The organism is Viridibacillus sp. d25.2 (assembly GCF_055456015.2).
Genome location: NZ_CM196652.1, coordinates 1,780,809 through 1,805,707, shown reverse-complemented (window position 1 = coordinate 1,805,707; position 24,899 = coordinate 1,780,809). Strand labels below are relative to the sequence as shown.

General features: G+C 33.8%; 29 protein-coding genes. 9 read left to right on the top strand and 20 right to left on the bottom strand.

What is annotated here, in order from left to right:
- Positions 1–67 precede the first annotated feature (67 nt).
- Genes ACZLO7_RS09125 through ACZLO7_RS09115 form a run of 3 tightly spaced genes read right to left on the bottom strand, consistent with a single transcriptional unit; the run spans position 68 to position 1,968 of the window.
- The gene (locus ACZLO7_RS09125) at positions 68–610 is read right to left on the bottom strand and encodes a MepB family protein (RefSeq protein ID WP_464941162.1); all 543 of its coding nucleotides are present in this window, start codon (positions 608–610) and stop codon (positions 68–70) included.
- Positions 607–996, bottom strand: coding sequence for a GyrI-like domain-containing protein (locus tag ACZLO7_RS09120; RefSeq protein WP_464941163.1), 390 nt, complete (start codon positions 994–996; stop codon positions 607–609). The genes ACZLO7_RS09125 and ACZLO7_RS09120 overlap by 4 nt, the downstream gene beginning before the upstream one ends.
- A gap of 60 nt (positions 997–1,056) precedes the next feature.
- On the bottom strand, positions 1,057–1,968 hold the full coding sequence (locus ACZLO7_RS09115) for a helix-turn-helix transcriptional regulator (RefSeq protein ID WP_464941164.1): 912 nt from the start codon (positions 1,966–1,968) through the stop codon (positions 1,057–1,059).
- Between the two features lie 338 nt (positions 1,969–2,306).
- Here ACZLO7_RS09115 and cyoE point away from each other — a divergent pair, with 338 nt between their 5' ends.
- Positions 2,307–3,251 carry a heme o synthase gene (cyoE, locus tag ACZLO7_RS09110; RefSeq protein WP_464941165.1) on the top strand — a complete coding sequence of 315 codons (945 nt, stop codon included), beginning with the start codon at positions 2,307–2,309 and terminating at the stop codon, positions 3,249–3,251.
- Positions 3,252–3,331: 80 nt separating this feature from the next.
- Positions 3,332–4,689, top strand: a protein-coding gene (locus ACZLO7_RS09105) for an IS3 family transposase (protein WP_511261369.1) whose coding sequence is annotated in 2 segments (ribosomal slippage) — positions 3,332–3,785 and positions 3,785–4,689 — 1,359 coding nt in all. Because the reading frame shifts where the segments join, the coding sequence is not laid out codon by codon here.
- Positions 4,690–4,751: 62 nt separating this feature from the next.
- Here ACZLO7_RS09105 and ACZLO7_RS09100 read toward each other — a convergent pair.
- Both ACZLO7_RS09100 and ACZLO7_RS09095 read right to left on the bottom strand, forming a co-directional pair.
- Positions 4,752–5,432, bottom strand: coding sequence for a hypothetical protein (locus ACZLO7_RS09100; protein WP_464941384.1), 681 nt, complete (start codon positions 5,430–5,432; stop codon positions 4,752–4,754).
- A complete protein-coding gene (locus ACZLO7_RS09095; RefSeq protein ID WP_464941385.1) occupies positions 5,422–5,949 on the bottom strand; it encodes an RNA polymerase sigma factor in 528 nt (175 codons plus the stop codon). The genes ACZLO7_RS09100 and ACZLO7_RS09095 overlap by 11 nt, the downstream gene beginning before the upstream one ends.
- A 161-nt stretch (positions 5,950–6,110) precedes the next feature.
- Here ACZLO7_RS09095 and ACZLO7_RS09090 point away from each other — a divergent pair, with 161 nt between their 5' ends.
- From ACZLO7_RS09090 to ACZLO7_RS09080, 3 genes are read left to right on the top strand one after another with little or no spacing between them, the layout of a single operon-like run.
- A complete protein-coding gene (locus ACZLO7_RS09090; protein WP_464941386.1) occupies positions 6,111–6,989 on the top strand; it encodes a ComEC/Rec2 family competence protein in 879 nt (292 codons plus the stop codon).
- Positions 6,989–7,204 carry a DUF3006 domain-containing protein gene (locus tag ACZLO7_RS09085; RefSeq protein WP_464941387.1) on the top strand — a complete coding sequence of 72 codons (216 nt, stop codon included), beginning with the start codon at positions 6,989–6,991 and terminating at the stop codon, positions 7,202–7,204. Before ACZLO7_RS09090 ends, ACZLO7_RS09085 begins: the two co-directional genes overlap by 1 nt.
- Positions 7,205–7,243: 39 nt before the next feature.
- On the top strand, positions 7,244–7,582 hold the full coding sequence (locus ACZLO7_RS09080) for an aminoglycoside phosphotransferase family protein (protein ID WP_464941388.1): 339 nt from the start codon (positions 7,244–7,246) through the stop codon (positions 7,580–7,582).
- Between the two features lie 135 nt (positions 7,583–7,717).
- Here the strand turns inward: ACZLO7_RS09080 and ACZLO7_RS09075 are convergent, their stop codons facing one another.
- The 3 genes from ACZLO7_RS09075 to ACZLO7_RS09065 are packed head-to-tail and all read right to left on the bottom strand — an operon-like array spanning position 7,718 to position 9,596.
- Complete coding sequence (locus ACZLO7_RS09075; RefSeq protein ID WP_464941389.1) at positions 7,718–8,551, bottom strand: alpha/beta fold hydrolase; 834 nt, start codon at positions 8,549–8,551, stop codon at positions 7,718–7,720.
- Positions 8,533–9,423 (bottom strand): GNAT family N-acetyltransferase, encoded by an 891-nt coding sequence (locus ACZLO7_RS09070; RefSeq protein ID WP_464941390.1) that lies wholly within the window; start codon positions 9,421–9,423, stop codon positions 8,533–8,535. The genes ACZLO7_RS09075 and ACZLO7_RS09070 overlap by 19 nt, the downstream gene beginning before the upstream one ends.
- Positions 9,424–9,467: 44 nt before the next feature.
- Positions 9,468–9,596: a hypothetical protein gene (locus ACZLO7_RS09065; RefSeq protein ID WP_464941391.1), complete on the bottom strand. Its 129-nt coding sequence runs from the start codon at positions 9,594–9,596 to the stop codon at positions 9,468–9,470.
- Between the two features lie 277 nt (positions 9,597–9,873).
- Here ACZLO7_RS09065 and ACZLO7_RS09060 point away from each other — a divergent pair, with 277 nt between their 5' ends.
- On the top strand, positions 9,874–10,080 hold the full coding sequence (locus ACZLO7_RS09060; protein WP_464941392.1) for a KTSC domain-containing protein: 207 nt from the start codon (positions 9,874–9,876) through the stop codon (positions 10,078–10,080).
- 221 nt (positions 10,081–10,301) lie between these two features.
- On the opposite strand, the gene ACZLO7_RS09055 is transcribed toward ACZLO7_RS09060, so the two are convergent.
- The 8 genes from ACZLO7_RS09055 to ACZLO7_RS09020 all read right to left on the bottom strand — a co-directional run bounded on the left by ACZLO7_RS09055 (position 10,302) and on the right by ACZLO7_RS09020 (position 18,269).
- Positions 10,302–11,246 carry a tetratricopeptide repeat protein gene (locus ACZLO7_RS09055; protein WP_464941393.1) on the bottom strand — a complete coding sequence of 315 codons (945 nt, stop codon included), beginning with the start codon at positions 11,244–11,246 and terminating at the stop codon, positions 10,302–10,304.
- A 351-nt stretch (positions 11,247–11,597) separates the two neighbouring features.
- Positions 11,598–12,737 carry a hypothetical protein gene (locus tag ACZLO7_RS09050; protein ID WP_464941394.1) on the bottom strand — a complete coding sequence of 380 codons (1,140 nt, stop codon included), beginning with the start codon at positions 12,735–12,737 and terminating at the stop codon, positions 11,598–11,600.
- A 470-nt stretch (positions 12,738–13,207) separates the two neighbouring features.
- A complete protein-coding gene (locus ACZLO7_RS09045; RefSeq protein ID WP_464941395.1) occupies positions 13,208–13,390 on the bottom strand; it encodes a hypothetical protein in 183 nt (60 codons plus the stop codon).
- A 314-nt stretch (positions 13,391–13,704) separates the two neighbouring features.
- A complete protein-coding gene (locus ACZLO7_RS09040; protein WP_464941396.1) occupies positions 13,705–14,109 on the bottom strand; it encodes a hypothetical protein in 405 nt (134 codons plus the stop codon).
- Entirely contained in the window at positions 14,106–14,315 is a 210-nt protein-coding gene (gene relB / locus ACZLO7_RS09035; RefSeq protein WP_464941397.1) for a type II toxin-antitoxin system RelB family anti-toxin, read from the bottom strand. Before relB ends, ACZLO7_RS09040 begins: the two co-directional genes overlap by 4 nt.
- A gap of 218 nt (positions 14,316–14,533) precedes the next feature.
- Complete coding sequence (locus ACZLO7_RS09030; RefSeq protein ID WP_511261349.1) at positions 14,534–15,988, bottom strand: IS1182 family transposase; 1,455 nt, start codon at positions 15,986–15,988, stop codon at positions 14,534–14,536.
- Between the two features lie 161 nt (positions 15,989–16,149).
- Entirely contained in the window at positions 16,150–17,154 is a 1,005-nt protein-coding gene (locus ACZLO7_RS09025) for a restriction endonuclease (RefSeq protein ID WP_464938984.1), read from the bottom strand.
- Positions 17,155–17,534: 380 nt separating this feature from the next.
- Complete coding sequence (locus ACZLO7_RS09020) at positions 17,535–18,269, bottom strand: polysaccharide deacetylase family protein (RefSeq protein ID WP_464938983.1); 735 nt, start codon at positions 18,267–18,269, stop codon at positions 17,535–17,537.
- A gap of 335 nt (positions 18,270–18,604) precedes the next feature.
- Between ACZLO7_RS09020 and ACZLO7_RS09015 the strand changes: the two genes are divergently transcribed.
- The 3 genes from ACZLO7_RS09015 (at position 18,605) to fabZ (ending at position 20,509) form a co-directional block, all read left to right on the top strand.
- The gene (locus ACZLO7_RS09015) at positions 18,605–19,273 is read left to right on the top strand and encodes a ribonuclease H family protein (protein WP_464938982.1); all 669 of its coding nucleotides are present in this window, start codon (positions 18,605–18,607) and stop codon (positions 19,271–19,273) included.
- A 243-nt stretch (positions 19,274–19,516) separates the two neighbouring features.
- Positions 19,517–19,888 carry a nucleotide excision repair endonuclease gene (locus tag ACZLO7_RS09010; protein WP_053416132.1) on the top strand — a complete coding sequence of 124 codons (372 nt, stop codon included), beginning with the start codon at positions 19,517–19,519 and terminating at the stop codon, positions 19,886–19,888.
- Positions 19,889–20,083: 195 nt separating this feature from the next.
- Complete coding sequence (fabZ, locus tag ACZLO7_RS09005) at positions 20,084–20,509, top strand: 3-hydroxyacyl-ACP dehydratase FabZ (RefSeq protein WP_464938981.1); 426 nt, start codon at positions 20,084–20,086, stop codon at positions 20,507–20,509.
- An 83-nt stretch (positions 20,510–20,592) separates the two neighbouring features.
- On the opposite strand, the gene ACZLO7_RS09000 is transcribed toward fabZ, so the two are convergent.
- The 4 genes from ACZLO7_RS09000 to ACZLO7_RS08985 all read right to left on the bottom strand — a co-directional run bounded on the left by ACZLO7_RS09000 (position 20,593) and on the right by ACZLO7_RS08985 (position 24,787).
- Positions 20,593–21,102 (bottom strand): GNAT family N-acetyltransferase, encoded by a 510-nt coding sequence (locus ACZLO7_RS09000; RefSeq protein WP_464938980.1) that lies wholly within the window; start codon positions 21,100–21,102, stop codon positions 20,593–20,595.
- Entirely contained in the window at positions 21,099–21,866 is a 768-nt protein-coding gene (locus tag ACZLO7_RS08995; RefSeq protein WP_464938978.1) for a class I SAM-dependent methyltransferase, read from the bottom strand. Before ACZLO7_RS08995 ends, ACZLO7_RS09000 begins: the two co-directional genes overlap by 4 nt.
- A gap of 569 nt (positions 21,867–22,435) precedes the next feature.
- Positions 22,436–22,711 (bottom strand): hypothetical protein, encoded by a 276-nt coding sequence (locus ACZLO7_RS08990; RefSeq protein ID WP_464938977.1) that lies wholly within the window; start codon positions 22,709–22,711, stop codon positions 22,436–22,438.
- Positions 22,712–22,915: 204 nt separating this feature from the next.
- Positions 22,916–24,787 (bottom strand): dynamin family protein, encoded by a 1,872-nt coding sequence (locus tag ACZLO7_RS08985; protein ID WP_464938976.1) that lies wholly within the window; start codon positions 24,785–24,787, stop codon positions 22,916–22,918.
- Positions 24,788–24,899 lie beyond the last annotated feature (112 nt).

Sequence of the window (24,899 nt, the reverse complement as noted above, 5' to 3'; positions counted from 1 at the left end):
TGGACTAAGCTATTCAAAATGTCGGTTTAAAATACAATTCAAAAGTCCGTATGTTAAAGTACAACTATTAGTTTAGACCGTAAAGAGTCTTCGCACGAACACAGTCTATCACTGTATTTTGAGGAATATCTAAAAAATATTTCAGCTGCCACTCTTGTGTTTTTTTTGCTTGTTTGCTTGTAGGTTTGTCCCAAGGCGGATAAACGCGGATGGCACGTTTACCCCCTTCTCCCTTATTGGATATTATATCCCGCTCATTTAAAACAGCTTTCGGAAAAACAAACTGACCAAATCGATTACCTTTTCGAACACTAATTACAAAGAATTCAACTGTATCTGATATGTCATAAGGTTGAATTGGTCCATCCCCAATTCTCTTCCATAGCGTTACAAATTGTCCGATTTTAGTAGGTGTAATTTTAGCGACACGAAATCTAATCGAAAGATCATTCAAGTTATATACATAAGCCCCATATGCAGCATTTTGCGATTCAATTAGTGGTTTTGAACACGTAAAATTGCACAGATTGTAGACAAGTTCCTTGGTTTCTAGAAGATCATAATGAATTGTTTCATAGGCAGTCCAGGTATTTTGAAGCTTATTATTCATGAGTTAACCGATAGATAGATCTTAATGCTGCCGTCATGACAATAATGTTCAAAATCCGTTTTATAAGCTCTGTTAATATCACTTTGCCATATTTCTCCCCAAGCTTTATAAACACCTTTTGGATCACTAGGATCTACTTCTATTACAAGGTAATTATCTGCTGGAATTATAATACTATTATCATTAGTACTTTGCTCTTCAGTACCGATATATAGATCATAATCGTCTGTAAAATCACTTGCATAATTTGTATAAACAGCATAAATCTCACCTTTTAGATTTAGACCAAGAAACTCTTCCCACAGTCCCACTATAGCCTCTGTATTTTGATTATTTGTTCTAACACTTTTCCCATAAATTTGTTTTTCAGTAATTGCTGTATGCATGTTAATTCCTCCTACTAGTTGATATAAAAAGAATAGCATTCATAATATGACAACAGTTTGTCAGCTTTTATAAATAAATTGAATTTCTTTCATGTATTCATCTTTTAGCCATTGCGGTGATAGGATCTTTACACGGCTACCAAACATCAATATAAATGGTAGTATATTTTTATTTACTTCATAATGAAAGGCTACTTCAATACGTCCATCTTCAAGAATCGATATTTCATCATCAGTAAAAAAATCATATAATTTACCAAGTTCACTTTTGGCAAACTGTAAAATAATCTGCTCCATTCTCTTTTCGCTATTCCCTAGATTGGCATTGCTATGCTTATAAGCTGTTCTAGTCTTGTCCTTAATTACTTCCATACCTCTTATCCTAGTTAATTTGAATAACCTCAAAGCCTCTTTATCCTCACAAAACGCCTCTAAATACCAGCTACCATCCATAAAATTCAGTTTTAATGGTTGAATAATACGACTAGAAATATTCGCGGTTTGAGACACATAAGAAATAAAAATTTTATATCCTTCTTCAATAACAGTGAGTATATTTTTTACCTTCAATTTTGTTTCTTCTTCAATTGTTTTTCGGTGTAATGTGGATGATAACACCGTGATTGGCGAATGATACTCTTCATTATTTTCCTGCAAAAGTTCTATTTTCCTTTGTAAGATTGAAAATTGATGACTATCAAATAGTTCATTTTTCAATGATAACCCTTCCAATAAGAATTTCTTTTCTTCTTCATTAAAGGTAAATTTATCTAATTGATAAGTATCAATTAACGTAAAACCGCCATTTTTTCCTAGATACGAAATTATCGGAATACCAATTGATGATAATGCATCCATATCCCGATAGATCGTTCTTTTACTTACTTCAAATTCATTTGCTAACTCTTCAGCAGATACTTTCTTTTTCTGCAATAAATAAATCAATATCGAGAGCATTCTTTCTGTTTTCATATCTATGTATCCTCCAAATAGGTTCTAATCTAAATTTAATAGTAATAAGTACGATTTCCAATTACTTTCGACACTATTTTATCGAACAGTGTAACAATTTTCTATACATATGCCGTATGCTAGATAGTCGATTCAGATCGTTTTAATTTTCAAACAAAGACGGTATAACTTTAAACATTAAAGAATGTGAAGAATTTATTACTATTTTTGTGTCTAAAAAGTACTATCTAGGTGGAAAAATGCTCTGATTCACTGGAAGTTTTGCAGATTATAAGAGATACTATAAGATAGAGCTTAAAATGTATTATTATTTATGATTAATAGGAGAGAGGTTTACAATGCAAAGTGATGTAAAAGTTGATCAGAGTGTAGAATCATCGCCCGAAACGATGCCGAAGCAGCCTCTATCAAAAATATTATCCCAAACAGTTAAGACTGGAATCATCAAATCAAACTTAATCCCAATGATTGCAGGATTAACATTAGCTTTATATAAAAATCAAATAAGCCCATTTGATAAAACTTTAGAGATTATTTGTGCACTATTTGGTACTGCTCTAGTCATTGGTGCAGCCGGTGCATTTAATAATTTATATGACCGAGATATTGACGCTGTCATGCAAAGAACGAAAAACAGACCAACTGTAACAGGTACAATCAATGCTAAAACGGTCCTTATTTTAGCCATTGCAATGACGATTATTGGATTAGGTGCACTTGCTTACGCAACACCAATGGCTGCACTTATGGGATTCTTAGGTTTATTTGGATATGTAGTTCCATATACAATGTGGAGTAAACGCAGAACTATATATAATACGGAAATTGGAAGTATTTCAGGTGCAATGCCTCCACTAATTGGTTGGGCAGCGATATCTCAAGATATTTCACACCCAGCTATTATTGGCCTATTTGTCATAACAGTTATATGGCAAATGCCTCACTTCTATGCGATTGCCATACGTAAGCATGACGACTATAAAGCAGCAAATGTGCCAATGCTTCCCGTAGTAAAAGGCATGAAACGCACATATATTCAAACAAATGTCTATTTAGTCATATTAATTGGTGTTAGCCTTTTACTTGGAACATTAAGTATCGGCCTAATGCTAGTAGCACTTTTACTTAATATTATCTGGCTTATGCTCAGCATCTCAGGGACTAAAAAAGAAGACCCAGAAAAATGGGCGAAATCCATGTTCATTTATTCGCTATACCATATGACGATCTTATTCTCAACGATTATCATCTACTCACTAATCGGGATTTTCTTTAAACTATAAGATTTATAAAAAAACCAGCTAACGAGAATGAACTGCCCCGTAAAAGTTAGACACCACTCTAACTTTTACGGGGGTTTTTTATGACAAAAGTAAGTGCTGAACAACGTATTCAAGCAGTTCAACGATACTTAAATGGATATGAATCCATGAGTGAAATCGCGAAAGATATCGGAATCACAAAACGGGTTGTCAGTGAATGGGTTCGCCGTTATAAAGAAAATGGTGTAGAGACTTTCTTAAAGTCCTATACAAAATATTCCGCTGAATATAAAATGAATGTACTAAATTATATGAACGAAACAGGTACATCTTCAATTGACGCAGCTGCACTATTTAACATTTCATCTCCTGGCATGATTCGAAAATGGCGAAGGAAGTTTGAGTTTGGTGGTTATGATGCCCTTGTTTCTAAGAAAAAGGGGCGTCCATCCATGAAAAAAGAAACAAAAAGAACAACGAAACCAACATCAGCTAAAGGATCTGTCGGGGCATTAGAGGCACGTATAAAACAATTAGAAATGGAGAATGCGTACTTAAAAAAGTTGAATGCTTTAGTTCAAATGCAAGAAAAATTACCAATCAAATCAAAGCGCAAGTAATTTATGAACTAAAGGAAATCTATGAAGTAGTGGAATTAATCAAAGTCGCTGATATTCCACGTAGCACGTATTATTATTGGGAAAAGCGTTTGAATCGTACTGATAAATACGCGGATGTAAAAGTCGCAATTCATTCCATTTACCATGAACATAAGGGACGTTATGGTTATCGTCGGATTGCCAAAGAATTGAAAAAATACGGCTTTCATCATGATCCTAAAACGATTAACTGTTTGATGAATGCCCTTGGCATAAAATGTGCAGTCCGTATGAAGAAATATCGTTCGTATAAAGGAAATGTCGGGAAAACTGCCCCAAACATATTACAACGTGATTTTACAGCGGAGAAGATGAACGAGAAATGGGTAACAGACGTGACAGAGTTCCATCTATTTGGTGAGAAACGCTATTTATCACCGGTACTTGATTTGTGTAATGGTGAAATCATTGCCTACACGGTAATGAATCGTCCAGTGTATAAACTAGTCCATGATATGTTAGAACAAGCATTGGAGCGCCTTCAATCAGGTAATCAAGTCATCCTTCATTCGGACCAAGGTTGGCACTATCGAATGCAAAAGTATCAACGAACATTAAAGCAACATGGAATTACGCAGAGTATGTCCCGTAAGGGCAATTGTTTGGACAACGCAGTCATCGAAAACTTCTTTGGCTTATTAAAATCTGAACTCCTTTACCTACAAGAATTTGAATCCATGGCACATTTTGAACAGGAGCTCGCAGATTATATTCACTATTACAATCACAAACGAATGAAGGAAAAATTAAAAGACCTAAGCCCGGTGGAATACCGAACTCAGGTCTTAGAAGCTGCTTAACTAAATATGTCTAACTTTCTTGGGTCAGATCAGAATTTATTCTCGGAGCTGGTTTTTTTGTCTTATTTTTCTTTCGTGACATATTGGACTTCCACACCTTCATCCTGCACAAGACTAAAAAACGTTCTTTGTGCTTCAGCAACATGCCCATTCTCTTTAATAGTCAGCATTTGCCCATCTTTAAAATAGAACTCATAATAGGAAGCTTCTTTATCTTCAGTTTCCATTTCATAATAAATGAGCTTCTTGACTTCATCCCAACCGTATATATTATTCTCTTTTGCGAAAATACCACGAAATGAAATGTCGTCCGAAGTCATTTTAATATAGGATGTTGAACCACCGAATGATACAATTCCACTTGCAATTATACAAATAATAGATAAAACGATAGATAATTTCTTCACATCTAATAAAAATAAGAGTAAGAAAGCTAAAAAGACAAAAAACCAGCCTACTCCAATCACCCAATAATTGACGGACGGTGCATATACAAGGAAGACACCGTATTGAAAATGAATGGTATGTACTACTGTTAGAGGCGCTAACAGTACAAATAATGGTGAAATTAAGAATGTACATATTGCTAGCACCATGAAAATATGACGCGTTTCATATCTTTTATAGAGCATTTCAGACCCACCTCTCAGATTTTTTAATTTGCGTAATGATTGGACAAATTTTTGATCAGGTTCTAAATCTGGGCGCTCCATTAGTTTTTTCAACCATTTGTCATTTTGCATATAGCTCCCCTCCCCCTTCCTTTGCTAGCCTCTTCTTCAATTGAGCAATCGCCCTATGATAATCAACTCGCACTTTCAATTCTGTACAATCTAATATTTCAGCCGTTTCCTTAATCGTAAACTCCTTCAACCCTTTTAAAATGATTAAGCTACGGTAATGTGGTTTTATTGCGAGCAATGCTTCCTGCAAGATTTCCCATTCCTCCTTCAATAATAGCTGCTTTTCTGTATTATTTTCACTAGCTACTAAATTCGAACCAATCATTGAAGGAATCAATTGCCTTAACTTATATTTTCTATGTATATCTACCGCTGTATTGCGAGCAATTGATAAAATCCATGTCTTTTGCTTATCTAGATCTTTTAATTTATGTATATTTCTCATAACCTTAATAAATGTTTCCTGTGTGATGTCTTCTGCTTCTTGCTTATTATTCGTATAATACAATGCGAAATGATACACATCGCGGTAATACTCATCGTATAACTCTTCTATATTACCTTGTAATTTGCTCAAAACATCACCTCTTTTCGTTGCTTGCTAATAAGTCGTTTGAAATTGGTATTTGTTTCAAATTGGTTGAAATTAATTTATAAATATTAGCCTTACCGAATAATTCTTACCTCCACTACAAAACAGCTACTAACAATGTTAAAGTGGTATATGGAGGTTTTTATATGAAGAAAACAAGTATATTTATAGTTTTATTAATTGCTATTGGATTAATTTTTGAGCTTACTGACTCAAATGATTCAAACAAATCAACAGATCAGCCTTTTACAGGTAAAGCGTCAGATGTATTAGTACATATAATCGACATCGGCCAAGGAGATTCAATTTTAATACAGTCTGAAAATGAAAATATTTTAATAGACGCGGGTAATAAAGGGGCTGGCGATGAAGTCGTTTCTTATTTACAGAAGAATAATGTGACAACATTAGATGCTGTTATCTCTACTCACCCAGATGCTGACCATGTTGGCGGGCTTGCTGAAGTCATAGATTCTATAAAAGTAAAGAAAGTGTACGCACCTAAAGTAAGTCATACAACAATTGCTTACAAAAATTTCTTAACTGCTGTGAAAAACCAAGGTTTGGGAATTACACAAGCAAAAACTGGGGTAGAAATTCCGACTAATGAAGAAAATTTATCATTAAAATTTATCGCACCTGTTAATACATATAATCAAAGTGATTTAAATGACTGGAGTGCAGTTTTACTATTACAAAATGGTAATAACAAATTCTTATTTACCGGTGATGCTGAATTCCCTTCTGAAAATGATATGCTAGCCAAAGATTTAGTGCCACAAGTGGACGTTCTAAAAGTAAGTCACCATGGAGCTGAGGAAGCGACGTCTGAAGCGTTTTTAGCAAAAGCAAAACCAACATATGCAGCTATTAGTGTAAGTGCTACCAATGGCTATGGTCACCCTACAGCAGCTACATTAAATCGACTAAAAAAAGTGGGCGCAAAAGTATATAGAACCGATAAGCAAAGTAATATTATCTTCACATCAAATGGTTCAGAAATATCCGTAAAGGACAATCAATAATGAAAACTGGGATAATCGACCGTTTCGAAAATCAAATAGCCGTCATAGAGTTTGAAGAAGGTATGCAGGATATCACCATTTCTGGATTACCAAATGGTGCACAACCTGGTGATGTCTTAATCTTTCACCAAGGAAAAGTTACAATTGACCCTTCAGCTAGACATACACGAGATAAGGAAATCCATGAATTAATGGAAAACCTATTTGAAGATTAATTTCCGATTAGCCAGGCGAGTTTAATACGCCTGGTTTTTTTGATTAATTTCATTAATTCCAAAGTAACTTTCCTTACAGAGTTAGTTTATAAAACTTCACTTGAAAAGCAATGGATTCACGGCGATTTAGGCATTTGGAATACTCTTTTTAACAAAGAGTTATTTATAATCGATTTTGGTGAGGCTAGAATCGGGCATCCTTATTTTGATTTAGCGGCAATCCTCACATCAAACGCACCAGCACATTATAATGCAATTGAAATTAGACATTATATCAATCGTTTTATCTCACGCTATTCTAAAATTGAATTTATTAATATCTCTTTTTTAAAAGTCTTTATATCTTTGTGGTTTATTCGTGGCGTGCTCACAGCTTAAAAGCAAAAAACTTTTGATACAGCACTTTACTTCCTCAATATGTTTAACAAATTTAAAATTGCTTTTGCAAAAAAATAGAAAGCTACTGATGGAGAAAGTTTAATTTTAAACTCCAACAGTAGCTTTCTGATAAATCTATAGTGTAGACTCCACAAACCCAGCAAATTTCTCCTCTTCCTCAACAAATGGAAAGTGGTTACTTTCTTCAAATGTAAACAGCTTAGCATTAGGGACTAGTCCAGCCATTTCTTTTGAAAAATGATAAGGACATTGTGCATCATGAAGGCCACAGTAGATATACGTTGGGACAATGATTTTCGGAAGCTGGGGTCTTAAATCATAATTTATTAATTCTACATACGAGAAGTAATTGAGACGCGCATTTACTACTTTTCCGCTATTTGGCCGATTAAAGTACTCATCATAGCGGTCTCTATAGAAGATAGACATCTCAGTCCACTCACGAATTAACTTACGGCGCTCTTCCAATGGCTTTTTCGGATCATTTAATTGTTGCATAATTCCCCTAATACGTTCGTTGTTTTCATTTTCTTTACAGTATATGCTGTCTTTATGTTGCATATATTCTTTTGATGCTGAAGCTCCACCTACAATGATTTTAGTTAAAGCTTTTGGGGTTAAAATAGCGTATACGAGTGCCAACATCCCCCCTGTTGAATGGCCAGCAAACGCCCACTTTTCAAACTGAAGTGCTTCTCGAATGGCCTCTAAATCTTTCACTGATTTTGCCAAACTTAGATCATGCTCTGTAATGGAAGGTGCTGAATTACCTGCTCCTCTTAAATTTACTAAATAAACCGTATGATACTTAGTAAACTGGTTTGCGAAGGTATTACCATTTGCATTATATTCACTGTACAAATGCGTCACGCAAAGGGGTGGGCCACTCCCTTTCACAAAAAACTCAAACGTACCACTTGAAGTGTCAATTAACCTCTGTTCCCACATGATAATTCCTCCTTCATAAAGACAAGTTCATGGTGAACATCAAAGCCTGCAGATTGGTATAAATGGATTGCACCTAGTTCAGTCTTTTGTACAGTTAAGGAAATTTCCGTTATTGAATCGTATGTAAATAAAAAGTCTAATCCATGCATTAACAATTTTCTCCCTAATCCTTGCTTGCGAAATCGATCATCAACGGCAATATACTCAATCGTACCTTCTCCATTTTCGGCATCTGCTTCTACATAGACATATCCCTTTAATTCTTCATCATCACAATAACAAAAAACAATTCGATTTTCGTTCAAACGTGACAAGATTGATAGTGCGTCATAATACGTATTTGGAAATGCTATGTTATGCAGTTTTTGAAAGGCTTCTGCATTGGTTGAATCTAATTTATGGATACTTTCAGAGCTTGAAAATGCATGATTTTGACGTTCTTTATGTAATATATAGTGATGTCCTCTCATTTTTGCACCAACTTTTTCAGCAAAAGCTATCGCTTCTGCATTGTCAATATTAATGAAAAATTGAGGATGTTCCAAAGGGATTGGTAGTTGTTTACATAACTTCATCCACATTTCAAGTAAAAGTAATTCTGATACATCGTCCTTAATAAACGGTCCCCAAACTTCTGCAGACTGATCCTCCTCATCAAAGTCTAGCCCTAAAGAGGCAATAATCTGTTCATTTTCTATCGCGATTATCATAGAATTTTCAAAAGGTAAATCTGAAAATTCTTGTTTCAATGTAGACTCAATTTCCCGCTCATCTTGACCACAATAGCCAATATGATGTTTTGAAGTTGCATTGCAACTGGACAAAAAATGTGCAAGCTGCTCAATGTCTTGTTCTGTAGCCATTCTAATCATATGACCACCTCCTAAATAGATTAATTAGATGGGAATCGTAACTATTATATTAGCTCTAATTTTCGTTCTCTATTACTAATTGCAATTGGTAATAGCTCTGCAATGAGAAGTGATATACCATTTAAAAAACACCCCTGCGATAATGGAAAAAGCTCGTCTTGATAACATTGCAAATAAAATACCCCCGACAGAAAGAACAGTGAATATTACTATAACGAGCAGAAACTTCACTTTTGGCCCACGCAGTATAAAAAAAATAATAATATTTAAACTGAACATAACCATTGATAAAAGGTCAAATCCAAATTTATTTCGAAAAAAACACAAATAATACCATACTTAAACAGTAATTTACCCGTACTGGTAAAGTCAAGGTTATTTTACAATTTAAAACAATCACTTGTCATTTGGAAGCGCTTTCTTATATACTGTAAATAGGAGGGGATCGTTATGAATATGATTTCTGTTACTTCATCAAAATTGGTAAATGTAGGTTTTGACCCTAGTGCTATGATTTTAAGAATCGAGTTTAGAGATGGTGTATTTGAATATTTTGGCGTTCCTGAGCGAATTTATATCGAATTGATGGACGCCGACTCAAAAGGCATCTACTTTAAGCGTTATATAAAAGATCGTTTTAGATTTGTCCGTGTTTAAAAAGTAATGGCTAATTATTTTTAAAATAAAAACCCTGTAAAAGTTAGATTGGTGTCTAACTTTTACAGGGAAGTTCATTTCCATTGGCGGTACTTTTTCTTGTTACTTTAATATTTCATCAAGAAAAGAGTTATAACTTACATTTTTGTTGAACTCTTGTGTCATCTAAATGCATAAGAAAACCCGACAAGTGCTTTTCCACTCATCAGGTTTACCAACTATTAATAACTCCCTAATCGTTCGAGATGCTTTCTAGCTAACTCATCGCCCGCACTTACAGCACGTTCATACCAAACAAATGCGCGATTTATATCCATAGCTACGCCCATAGCAAATTCGTACATTTCTCCAATGCGTACCTTTGCACTTGCATCACCTTGCATAGCTGCACACTTATACCATATAAGTGCTAGATCATAATCTACAGTTGTTCCAATTCCATTCTGAAACATATATCCAACATTATATTCAGCATCTACATTACCTTCTTCTGCGGCTTTTTTATACCACTGAAAGGCAAGTTCCTTATTTTCCTTTACGCCTATCCCTTGATCATATATATTACCCATACGATATTGTGCTTCTGGATAACCATTTTCTGCTGAAGTCTTATATAATATCAGTGCTTGTCCCATATTCTCTTTTACACTTAGACCTTGTTCATACATTATACCTAATGTGAATTGAGCTTCTTTAACACCAGCATTTGATGCTATTGTAAACCATTTAAATGCTTCATCTAGATTTTCTTTAACATATTCACCATTAAAGTACATATCAGCTAGATTGTTGGCCGCATCAGCATGGCCTTGCAAAGCTGCTCGTTCATAAAGTTGAAAAGCTTTCTCTATATCTTCCTGAACACCTAGCCCTTCATAGTAATAATTGGCTAAACAAAATTGACCTTCTGCTACATTTAATTCAGTCGCTAAATTATACCATTGGACTGCTTTGTCATATTCTTTTATATTATCGTAAAAGTAGCCAATCCCCGTCGTAGCTGTTGCAAAGTCACCCAACAACCCTTCTTGCATATACGCTGCTATTTGAGTGGATACAGTGAAATCAATATTTTGTATATCCTCATTTAATACCGCCATTAATGCGATCATTCTTTTTGCCAATTGCTTTTCTATGCGAAACACCTCATCTATATTGAAAATCATTTACATCCTTTACAAACATATTTGCCAATAAACGTAATATGTATAACTGAAAACCAGTTTCTATTCATTTTCGATAGTAGATAAATTTAAGAGTCATTTAATTTAATCTTCTGATATCAATATGCAAAATCCTTTTCATTAAAACTACCACTTTAAGCTACTACCTTTACCTAGTTGAATATTCACTTTATCTACAATAACAACTACATTTCTACACTATTATACTTTAATAACCCCTTGCTATCATAGGATTTAGATGGAGAATATCCCTTCTATTATTAATAGATAAAAAAGGACAGTGTTTATAAAAAAAGCCACTAGCGATTTTTATTTCGCTAGTGGCTTTACTTATTAATAATTTACTTTTAATACGATGCTTTCAGAAATTCTTGGCTTTTTAACGGTAATATATACTTTACCGCCTTTGCTACTTAATGTTTTTACACTCATTGTAGCTTTTTTAGTAGTATTTACTGATGAAGCTAATAGTTTTTTCTTGCTAGCATCTGCATAAACCTTAACAGTCGATCCAACTGTTAAGTTTGAAACAATTACTTTATCGTTTTTAGTACCTTTTTTATTAATCACTTTTACAGCTGATTTTTTAAGCTTTGTTGTTTTTACTGAAGTTTTTAACGTATATGATACACGGTCATACATTGAATCCATCATATCTGCACTTACTTTTACATAATAAGTACCTTTTGGTACATATACAGATCCAGTATATTTTCTTTTAACTTTTGTTACTTTTAAGCCTTTAACCGTTTTCTTTTTATCATCTAATACTTTCATTCTAAACTTAGTACTACGTTTTTGATCTGCATGAACTTTCAAGAAACCAGCTTGTGGAACATTTACTTTGTAATAATCATCTGTATCAAAAAGATTAAATGATGCATTATATGATTTGTTTAAACTGATTGGTGTTGCTTTTGAAGTAGTATTGTTTGATTCTTTTTCATAGTTGCTGCCTGCTTTAAAAGATAATTTAGTACTGTAGTTTTTATTTTTTCCAAAGTCTAACTTATATGCTACAAGATAATATGTACCTTTCTTCAAACCAACAGAAATAGAATGCATTGTTGGATCATACCAAGTTAGTTCTGAATTTAAAACATAACCGAATAATTCAACATCATTAAATGTGCTTTCCAATTTTTCTAGTGCAGACACATCAAAATTTTCGATATCTTCTAATTTACTAGTATCAAAATCATTTAATAGTACAAGACCTACTCCACGTTCTTTAGGATTATTTAGTTTCATCGTAAATAAACCGTCCGATGGTATAGTAACTTTCATAACATCTGTTTGATCTTTGCCGAATTTTCTATCCAGCGTTTTTGATTTGTCTTTTGTTAAAGTAATCGTATCTACTTTAGTTGTTGTTGCTGCTTCCGTCTTATTAGTTGATGTACCAAATGCTAACGCGAAAGCTAGTACAAGTGCTAACATCATTTTAAAGAAATTCAATTGGTTTTTTTTCATAATTATCCCCCAAATTCATCTATCTACTAAAATTATATACATAAATTTTTGACAGGTATATGGTTATTTAGGTGGATAATTAACATTTTAGGCTGTCATTCATACTGAATCATAAGGAACACTATTTTTCATTAAATATCCAATTCATATAAAAAGAAGCTATCTATTAACTAGGTAGCTTCTTTTTATACAGGATAGATGGTTTTCCGAAGCTTACCGCTCGCTTTCCGCGGGCGAGAGCCGAGCCGCTTCGTCGCTATGCTCCTGCAGGGTCTCGTCTGTCTCGCTTTTCCCGCAGGAGTCAAGCGGACACTTCTCCAAACCAATAAAATGCTTCCTTCTATATTTTAGATTTAAACAGTGCTTGCATAGTTTCCTTGAGTTGCGTACAAGAGCTTCAGAAATATCAATCTCGTGACCAAGCTTTTGCATCGTTTCTCCTATTTTCACAATTGCTTCCTCTAACATTTCTACTGTTGTATTGCCATATGGCCAATGCGGAATGCTTTTCCTGCTAGGTGTGCGAGTGATCCCGCTACAATTACACCTTTTTCCGCAAGTGTTGCGCGAAATTCTGCATCGTTAATCCCCTCTGGATACAGAATACAACTTAATGCTGGAGCGGCAACCTCTTCTGAAGCAAGCGGTGTCATGTCATTTACTTTTTAGGCAGACCTTACTGCTTTTCCGTAAGACTTATGGCGAGTAATACGTGCTTCCATGCCTTCAGCTACAACATTTAGTTCCTAAATGTAATTTTAAATACAGCTCTACTAGGAAATATACTGTTACTTTTTTATAGAAAAAGAAAACAAACAGCAAAAAAGCAGGATACCTCCTGCTTCTGAAAAGACTATTGGAAAATAGCAGCTTCCCAAGATTTATTGGCCTATAAGTATCACAATATCTCTATAGTAACCATCAATTAAAATGATATCTCTTAGGTTGAACCGGACTTAAACTTTTTTCAAACTCGCTTCGTAATGAAAGTTCCGGCAGCTAACAGCAAAAACAATACCATTAGATAAACAAATAGCATCCAAACCTCGACTGTCTTTACATCCATTATAAATAACAAAATCAAAAATACTGAACTTCCAACTAGTACAAAATATAACGCAGCCACATAGAAAGTTTTCATATTCTGCAACGTACGTTCATCGACAGTAGGTACATTACCATGACGCTTTTTTTGAATGAGCCATGCAATGAAAGTCGTACCTGTACCAAGTAAAGTTCCAAATACAATTGGCAGAAACAAGCCCTCAGTTATCCCTGGCTCCTTCAATTCTATCAAATAAAAACCGAGCATTCCTCCCCCTGCTATACATAATCCAATGAATAACATTGAAAATACAGTTAACTTTTTCATTTCTCACTCTCCTCTAAAGTAAATAACTCTTCTATCGACAGATCAAAGTATTGCAACAATTTCAAAGCTAATTCAAGACTTGGATTGTATTTATGATTTTCAATTGCGGTAATCGTTTGACGCGTAATTTGTAAATCTTCAGCCATTTGTATTTGGGTAATGCCTTTTTGCTTACGAACTTCCTTTATACGATTATGAACCTTCATAACAATCCCTGCTCCCAAATGTAAATATATCTTTACATACATAATAAGGGAAATCCCCCTGATGTAAAGAGCTCTTTACACAAAAAAGTTACCCAACTTAATAGGAGGACACTGAAAAACTTACGTTTTTTATAACTCTTGGTTTTTTAGAAAAAAAGAAGGCACATTCCGTTCGATTTGAACAGAATGTGCCTTCTTTCCTTTCCTATTTCTTACTTTTACTCGTTTAGAAGTTTTAATATCCGTTTGAGATTCACCGCAAATATCGTTGTTGCACCTTGAATTTCCATACCAAATAGACCCACTGATTTTGCTGTTTTATAACCATGTGGGTTTTTAATTTCACTATTTTTTGCTTCAATTTTATAACGTTTTTTCGAAAGGGTTTTGAATTCATCTGTTTCTTGAAGACGAATTTGCTCCTTATGTTCCATAGATTTAACTCTGATAGAGTATGTTTTACTTTTTGATCCTTCTTTATAGCACCCTACGCGCATTGGGCATACTTTACATTTTTCTATATCAAATGAGTATGTTTCTGCTTGATTAGCTCCTTGATTTTTCTTTCCAGTTCGTGCTTTTCGAATAGCCATATGACCTGCTGGACATACATACATTCCTGCATCTTTATTAAATTCAAAGACTACTTTTCGATGGGAAGTTTCTCCGGTAATGTTTGGGTTTAATTTTGAAATCAATTGAAACTTTTCTGCTTGAGCATATTGTAAATTTTCTTTCCCAGAATAAGCTGTATCTCCAATGACAGTACCAATTTCCATACCCGTTTCTTTACTTTTCTTTACTAACTCTTTAAGGTAATGTCCATCACTTTTTTCACCCGTTGTCACAATCGAAGCTGTAATAATACGTTCATCACTCATCGCAATATGTGTTTTGAAGCCAAAAAAAGCTGAATCCGCTGATTTATGTCCAACACGTGCATCTGGATCAGTTGAATAGCTCAGTTGTACATTATAATCGTCTATCACTTCTTTCAATATATTTAACTTTTCTTTCACAGCTGGTATTTGTGCTACTTTTGATTGTGTTTCTACCACTTGAACGACCTGACGGCAGTAGTTTAATTCTTCACTTACCTCATTAGAGGTTGGTTTTATTGGAAATTTCCCTTTCATATCTTCATCCAGGTGATAGACCGCTTTTCGTACATTTTTCGATTTTTCTTGTAAAAATTCTTTCGGTGATTTTTGATTGTAACGAGCTTTTGTATGTGTCGCATCGACAATAATCGTTTTACTCGTAATAAGACCTTTCTCTAACGCAATTTCAACTGTCTTACCAATCAATAAATCTAATAAATTCATGTCTTGAAGACGAAGACGACGGAATTTTGTCAGGGAACTTGAATCTATGACATCTTCTTCAGGTGCCATATCTAAAAAATATTTGAAGGACATATCGTATTTTGAACGTTCAACTAGGTCGGCATCCGACAGATCATGTATCGCTTTTAACAGTAAATATTTGAACATACGAATAGGTGGAATAGCATTTCTACCATTATCCAAACAATACTTTGATTTTAGTTCATCTAAAATAAATGAAAAATCAACGAGTTCATTGATTTGGCGAAGCATATTATCTTTTGGAATGATTAACTCATACAATGCCATATATGGACTTAAATTTAATGTTTCTTGTTTGGAAATCATGGTCTCACCACCTCTAGTAAGTTTTTCTTATTATACTATAATGAGAGCAATGAAAGAAAAAGCGATTGTGAAAACGTAAATCCGTTTCTCACAATCGCTTTTGTTATCTTGTGGACTTTTTCAGTGTCCTCCTTAATAGCTGGATAACTTTTGATATAACTTCAAGTCTGAGCTAATCTTCTCATCTCAAACTCTGTATATTTTTTTAGATTTTGATCTGAGTAATCATAAAAGTCTTGTAAATGGTCACTCCATTGTTCATTTTCAATAGAGATTATTTTTTCTTTCAAAACTTGATCATTCCATATAGTCACTCGCAAAGTTACTGCTAAATCTAAAGCGTCCTTTGTTATATTTGAAGTCGATACTAATATAGATGAGTCGCAATCATAATAAACTTTTTCAACAGCAATTTTATGTACTTCATCCATATTGACTAAATTGACATTATTAATGCAACGGAACGCCACTTTACCATTTGGTCCATCAGCAAATATGTCCACTTTAAAGTCACTATCATCTCGAGCTAGACGAACATTTTCAAAATCAAGTTTTTGCAATAATTTCGCCAAATACAATTTGAAATCATACTGGCTCATTTGATGAATTTTACGTTGACTAAAGAAATTACTATCGTATTTCTTTTTAACATTTCGCACAAACTCATTCACTTGATTTATTTTAGTTGGTGTTTGGAATTTCTCATGCACCTCTGCTTCATTTGCAAAAGGTTTCAGTAATATAGCTTCCTCTTTTTTCAACGCTTTCAGACTTTTAATAGCAGCTATCCAAAAATACCCTCCAAGAGCTATAAAACCTATGGCAACGAGTTGAACAATAGGTTGGAATAAGAACTGACTATACAGATCTTTTACTCCCGATAAGTATTCGGATAAACTTTTAGGTGAATGAGTAAACAAAACAATGAATACTGGTAGGCATTCTAAGTAAAATGCTAACGCGATACTCTTCCAAACCTCATTCATTGCAATATACCGTCTTTTTCGTATATCTGCTAATTCATCAGATTTTAAAATTTTCTCTTCTTGTAAAACAATTTTATGTATATTAGCTTCAGCACATTTAGGGCAGTACACAACAATTTTCTCGTCTACTAATACCTCAGCTGATTTCACTTTATGTATGTAACAACGATTTTCAGACATGCTAAATCTTCTCACCAACCTAAATAAAGTAAATATATAGTCCTATTATTACAATAATGATTGTAACTATTACTTATTATATAATAAGTAAATGATTATTCAATGATATTAAAATACTACATTATTGGAACATGTTATACAAAAACGCTATACAAAACACCCATTATTTAGATTGATATATAAATTTCTTCACTCGTATCGCCAAATAATTTTCGATTCCATTAAAAAAAGCGTTCAGCAGATGCTAATATTCTGCCAAACGCACTTATAATTATTCTCAATTAGACAAATATTTTTCGAAAAGATCAAATTTAAATTTTTACATATACAGAAATCAATTCGGCGTTTTTTCATATATATTATTAGCTATTAAAGTACCTTTAATTACTAACTTTTCCATTCACACTGTCCATCAGCTCTGATATGGTGACAAATTTGTACCCTTGCTTTTGAAGTTCAGGTATTATTTTCTCAAGCGCTTTTAACGTTTGAGTCCTATTCCCGCCTCCATCGTGAAATAGAATCACATCACCAGGCTTAGAACCTTTCAATACTTTATTTATAATCTTTTGAGACCAAATTCCCTTCCAATCTTCAGTATCTTGATGCCAAGACCAAATTACTACTTTATATCCATTCTTCGTGGCAATATCGATCATTTTTTCATCATATTGCCCACCTACAGGACGAAACAGCACTGGAGAAAAGCCTGTAATACCGTATATAATTTCATTGGTCTCTTTTAGTTCTTTTTCAAATTGCTTAGGCGTTGTCTTATACGGATGTGTATATGTGTGGTTAGCTAATTCATGTCCTTCGTTATATTCCCGTAGAACTAAATCAGGGTGCTTTTCTGCATTTTCCCCAATAACAAAAAAAGTAGCTTTGGCTTTGTATTTAGCCAGTAAATCTAAAATTTGTCCAGTGTATCGTGGATGTGGTCCATCGTCAAATGTAATGGCGATAATCTTCTCTTCAGTATTAATATCCCAAAGCATTTGCCCTGTTCCCTCATAGTATCGCCGTCCCTTGTCAGCAGCGATACTGAAACCAGCGTAAAACACTGAGATGATTAATGCACAAACAGTTAGTATTAATATATGCTTACGTGTCAATACATCACCTACCAAGCTTAATAATTATTTCAAAAAACGCCGTTCCTTTAATATTTACTGAATGCAATAAATTATACTTTCTGATAAACCAACTTCCATAAAGAGCACTTAACTTAAGCTGTGTAAAAACTTTCCTTACGCAAAATAAATTCACGGTTTTTTTCGGGTATAATTATGTTGTCTAGAGGCAAAATTAACTTTTACAAACATTGTAATGTCATAAAGCGAATGATAATAAAATGAATATAATAATTCCTACTTCAAATTTTAAAATAAATAGCTTATTACTTTCGGAAATCTAAAATATTGAATTCAGACGTATAGGAGGATTATCGATGAACATCTCAATCGAATGGACGTACAAAACGCCAAGAGGAACGGAAACCACATTTCGCTCTGAGGAGATGCCTGCTGCAAAAGGACTGATAATTGCAGAAGACATTGAGCGAACAGATCGTGTTAAAAGTATTACATTTACCGATTCGTTCGACAGCACTTGGACAATTAAAGAATTGAAGCAATATATTAAAGAAATTGAAACCGAACCGCATAATATCACAGTTTATTTCGATGGCGGATTTGATCGCTCGACTAGCACATCAGGTTTAGGCTGTGTTATATATTTTGAACAAAGTGGGAAATCGTATAGGCTGAGGAAGAATGCTCCTTCTGAGATGCTGAAATCAAATAACGAGGCAGAATATGCAGCGCTTCATTTAAGTCTAAGGGAGCTAGAGCGATTAAATGTTCATCATCTGCCTGTCGTTTTCATTGGAGATTCTCAGGTTGTCATCAACCAGATGAGTGGAGAATGGGCTTTATTAGAAAAAGAATTATCGTCCTGGGCCGATCGAATTGATGAGAAATTAAAAGAACTTGGCATTCGTCCTAGCTACGAACTTATACCACGTAAAGCGAATTCCGAGGCAGATCGTCTTGCTACACAAGCACTTAATGGAATCGAAATCACTGCGCAACTTGAGCTGACAGTAGATACTGATTGATTCACACTAATAATACCTAAATTAATAGAATAGCTTACAAGGTTCATTATCAGATTCGTTAAAAATTAGAAAAAAACAATAATTCCCGTCATCTAACGGGTTATTTTTGTTGAGGAGAAATTGAATAAATGGCCGATTTTTTTTATAATAGACAAGTATTTCTGCTACGACTAAATCCGATAGCTTTTCCAGCACAACTATGGTAGCATTAACTACTATATAATAATGAGGACGTGAATTTTTTTGATCAAAATTGAAATGCCAAAACCAGACGTAGTAATTCGTCAACGTGAACAAAAAATTAAAGAAGGGGACGCGATTATACCTTCAATTTATGGATTTATTGATTTCCATGAAATCCCTCGTGATAAAGGCGGCTTTTTCATGTTCTTTAACAAAGAAAATGAGCTTTTATTCGTAGGTAAAGCACGTAAAATCCGTCAACGTGTAAAAAAACACTTTGAAGATAACGTTTCACCAATTAAAGATCACCGTAACGAAGTTCATAAAATTGAAGTATTCGTTGTTGAAGATCAAATGGAACGTGAAATTTATGAAACTTTTGCTATCAATCATTTCCGCGCGAAATACAATACTGAAAAAGTATTCTTTTAAAAACAATGAAGCGTTCAACCTGTGCTCTAGCACTTGTTGAACGCTTTTTTAATGCAATATAGTCCATTCCTTTCCTATCAAGTTAAAAAACTACTAAGAAGTTTTTCTTAATAATCCGCAAAAAAAATGTTACTAACTATTAGCACCAGGTGTTAATATAAAGAGGAATCTATTTATGATACGGAGGAAAACATATTGTTAGACACACAAAAAATACAAGAAATCATTAAACATCGCTACCCATTTCTATTAGTTGATCGAGTGCTAGAGTTAGAAGAAGGTAAAAGAGCAGTTGGGATTAAAAATGTAACTGCAAATGAAGAATTTTTTAATGGACACTTCCCTGGTTACCCAATTATGCCAGGTGTATTAATTGTAGAGGCATTAGCTCAAGTAAGTGCAATTGTAATGCTTACTAAAGAAGGAAATGAAGGACGTTTAGGACTTTTAGCCGGAATTGATAAATGCCGTTTTAAACGTCAAGTAAAACCGGGAGACCAACTTCGTCTAGAAGTGGAAATTACTCGAGTAATAGGTCCTATTGGGAAAGGTAAAGGAATCGCTACTGTAGATGGAGAAATTGTTTGCGAGACAGAATTAGTTTTTGCCTTTGGTGATTGATTGGATATTCAAATTACTACAAGAAGGAGAAATAGAGAAAGCAGCCGGAAATTAAAATCGGCTGCTTTCATGTTTTTACCCTGCTATATTCTTGTCCAACCATAGGTAAGTAACTCTAATTTTTTACCACCGATTTGTATTGTATTTGAATCGATGAATTCTGCACCCATCGCCTCATAAAAGCGACAAGATGAATTGTCTTCTAAAACTTTAACAATCGAAGAACTGTAATTCAATTTTTTAAACTCTGCAAATAGCTGATGTAACATAGCTTTGCCAATCCCTTTTCCCTGTTCTCCCTGAAATAAATAGATAGCTGTAACATCCGCATCATAGTTCGGGTATTCACCTTCTTGTGTTTTAGAACCAGAAGTAAACCCTACGATTTGTTCTTCTTCATTTACAGCTACAAGAATAATATTCCCTTCACTTTCGATATTACGCTGCCATAATGCTTCTCTACTGCTATATGTTAGATTGTCTAAGAAGTCTTGCCTCATAATGCCTTTGTAGGTAGTGCGCCAACTATCTACATGTACTTTTGCAATACCTACTACATCTAGAATTGTTGCCTGTCGGACAGAATAATTCATAGTCTAACCTCATTTTTTTGTAGAATTACTGTGTACATCATAGCTTCATTTAAAGATACTCGTCCATGATATACCCAGCTATTATAGTCCATTTTGCCACCTGGAATAATCTCTTCAATAGATAATGAAGTACTTGTTATCAGTTTTTCAAATTCTACTACATCATAGCAACGCAAGGATTGTTGCTTTTTTTCATCTGGATTTTCTGACAGCCACCAAGAATCTAACATTCTATTATTCTCTAAATCGTAGTCATATTGTCTATGAATCTTTTGAGATAACTTAACAAATTGACCTGCCGTTTTTCTCCAGTAATTAGGAGCATATACATCTATGAAAGCTTTACCACCAGGTTTTAACCAGTTATCTATATTACTGAGTAATAATTGCTGGTCTTCATCTGCTCCAACACCAAAACCATCCCAATAACAGATGGCATCGAATTTATCAGCAAATTGAATAGTATAGAAACCATCATGATGAACGTGCATTCGCTTGGTCACATTATTTTCTTTAGCAAGATGAATCATTTTCTGAATTGCTAGTTGGATTATATCTACAGTTGTAACCTGATGTTCTCGCAACGCTGCAGCAACTGCGAATTCACCGTTTCCACTACCTAATTCTAATAGATGCAACGGCCCTTGCTGACTATTTTTCTCTACTAATTCGACTAATTCATGATGATACTGGCCTATTGCCACTCCAGTGAATTTATTCATCCATTCGTATTGCTTATCATAAAATTGATCATTATTTTTCATTATTTAACACTCCTTTTTTAATAGCTGAAAGGGGTGTTATTTAATTAATGCTCGAATACCCATTTAAAATCATTCCTTTTATTTGATAAAAAATTGTAACATATTGGAAAAATGTTTTATACTGAATATTTAATTATTTCGTTAATTTTTACTGTTGATATTGATAAAAAAGGGACCTTCTAATTAGTAGGTACGAACTATATTAATGTAAATTTTTCAACAGCTGGTTTTATTCTTTTTAAAAGTCGTCATATATTTATTTATCAATGGTTCTTAGAAAATGCTGAAGCAGGCTTACTAATTCCCCATTCTGCTTCTAAACCATATTTTCAAATAATAATCCCATTAATGTTCAAGTAATTTTGAATGTCGGAATATAAAACTTTTTCATCAAAATAAATCCTTTTTCACAATGACCCTAGCGTCTTCTGCTTCAATAAATGCCAAATCACCTTCGAGATTTGGATACACAGGAATGTATGCGAGCTGATAATATCCTTCTAAATCATCAGCATATTCCTTACTCCATCGCAGCTCGACATCAAACAAGCTGGTGAACAGTCTTTATTTTATGCTACTATTTTTTCTTTTAAAGCTTCTTCAATTGTATGTTGACACTTGATTTGATAACACTTTTGACTTAATTTCTCGTAATTAAATCGACCAATTATTTGTCTAACATCTTTATCATGTACAATTAATCTCTTCAATTCGGCATCTTCCAATAAAGACAGATACCAATTTTGTTTTTTTAATGCTTCGATATTTTTTGAAATATCTTCTTCATCTGGTTTAAAAAATGGTAAATAAATTACTAAGTTTAATGCATCAAGAATAATGGACATCAATTGAACCCCCTATTATTTTACACTACAGTATTTTATTTACGTTGTAATTAAGCTAAAGTTTCACATTACTATATGTCAGTTTTAACATTGCCAGATGAATAAAGATTCCTTCGGTTTAAATAAGCTTTGTATAATATAACTAAGTAAATAAAAAAAGATACTCATGCCCATCTACTACTGGGATAAGTATCTTCTGCTTTATCATTCTGTTATTTCACTAAATATTGGTGGTTCTTCAATTTCTGATTTCATATCATCTATTGTCATTGTTAGCCGTTGCAATTTATATTGTGTAGCAATGTTGGATTGAGCTGTAGATATGTTGTCATTTTGATCTTCGATTTGTGTACTAGCAATTAGCGTTTGATGTGATAATCTTATGCTTTTAATCTTCACTAATGTTTCTATCAGTGAGAGACGTTCCTTTTTTGTCACTATAAGATCCTTTTGTTCAATGAGCTGTTCTACAAATGTCTCCACAAATTCTTTTGCTTCTAAAATATTATTAAAACTATTTAACTGTTTTATTGCTTTTTCCAACTGTTGTTTCTTTTTCTTTCGTTCTGTACTGATTAAACTGACCTTTTTTAAAATTCTAGCGAGATGGCTACTCGCAATATTGTTCAATTGCTGATTTATTTTTTCATATTCGTTGAAAAGCTGAGTTTCCAATTCAAGAATTTTGTTGTATTGTTGATCAATTGTCTTATGTAATGCCTGAAGTGGTTGAGTCAACTTACTCGATTGTTCACTTTGTTGCTCACTATTAAACTTTGTTTTCAACCCACGTTTACTCGTTATATGTCGCTGATGATTAGCGCTATGGTTAAACTCCTTCTTGTACCTTTGAAGCATTGTACGATATTCTCTAACAGCCTTTAGATAGTCGTTTGCATACTCGACAAAGACCATAACATCGAAAGTTTTAAAATGCTGATTGTTAGAAATCACTTGTAATAACTGATAAAGCGTTTGCACGTCTTTAAAGACAAGACTAGCTTGACGATACTCTCTTTCATACGTATTCAACTTTTGATATTCATCTTTTTCTCGAGCAGATTCCGTTTGTTTTCCTAATTGGTACTCTTCTAATAGGTTATAAGCAGATAGATAGGGTTCTCTTTGCGGAATTAACTCGACTTCTGTTTTGAACCTCTTTAGCCATTTTATAAAACGATCCATTATTAAATAAACATGGTCTGATTGGCTAGCATGTGATTTCTCGATTTCTTGTAATAGAATTTCGAACTGACTTTGTTGCCATTTCTCTTCATCGACCGAAACTGCCTCTTCAGCATTCTTCACAGAGATTCCTATCATCTTACGGAAATATTGTGACAACATTTCACTTTGTTCCGCAGTAAATTGATCGTACGCCGATTCATGAATATCAATTGCATTAATGATGGCAAGGGGTTTGTTTTTTCGCTCTTGTAATTTTCCAAGTAGTTTTAACTCGCTTTGTGTAGGCTTAGTATCACAGTGGAATATCCAATACAAATCATCCGCACGGTTTAAGATGGACTCTTTAACATATGCTGATTCCTCGTTATTAGGCTCTAGAGGTATTGTATCAATTAAGGTAACCTTTTTTAATAAATCGTTATTCACATAAACCTCTATATAATCTAGATTTTCACGTAGGATTTCCGCACTAAACGTATCAGATGTCGTAAATAGCTCCACTTTATCAAGGTCAAAACTAGCAATTTGACCATCAAGAAAATAAGCCTTAACTTCTTCTAATTGACCGTATCGAATCATTGTGTTGACAGCTGTAGCCCTTGCCATTTTCGACGGTAATACGGTTCTTTTAAGAAGTGCATTTACTAGACTTGTTTTGCCTGATCCAGTCATTCCTATAAGTAAAATAATTGTTTGATTTTGAGCATCTTCTATAATTCGCTCAAGCACTTTATTGGTTCCTTTAACATATGTATTCGTAGAAAGAATCCTATTCAAACTTTTTAGCTTAGCTATGAATTGTTGCAAAAACTCATTAGGTTCATTTTTGTTCCAACGAATAAGCGGTGATCCTTCTAGATGATGTATATTTTTTAGGTCCTTTTCCACATTAACCAAACCCCATTTCTAATAGTACTAATTATACAGCAAAATTATATCGTTATAATTAAAGAAAACAAAATCAATAAAAAATAGGGCAAAACATCGTCCACACACCGCT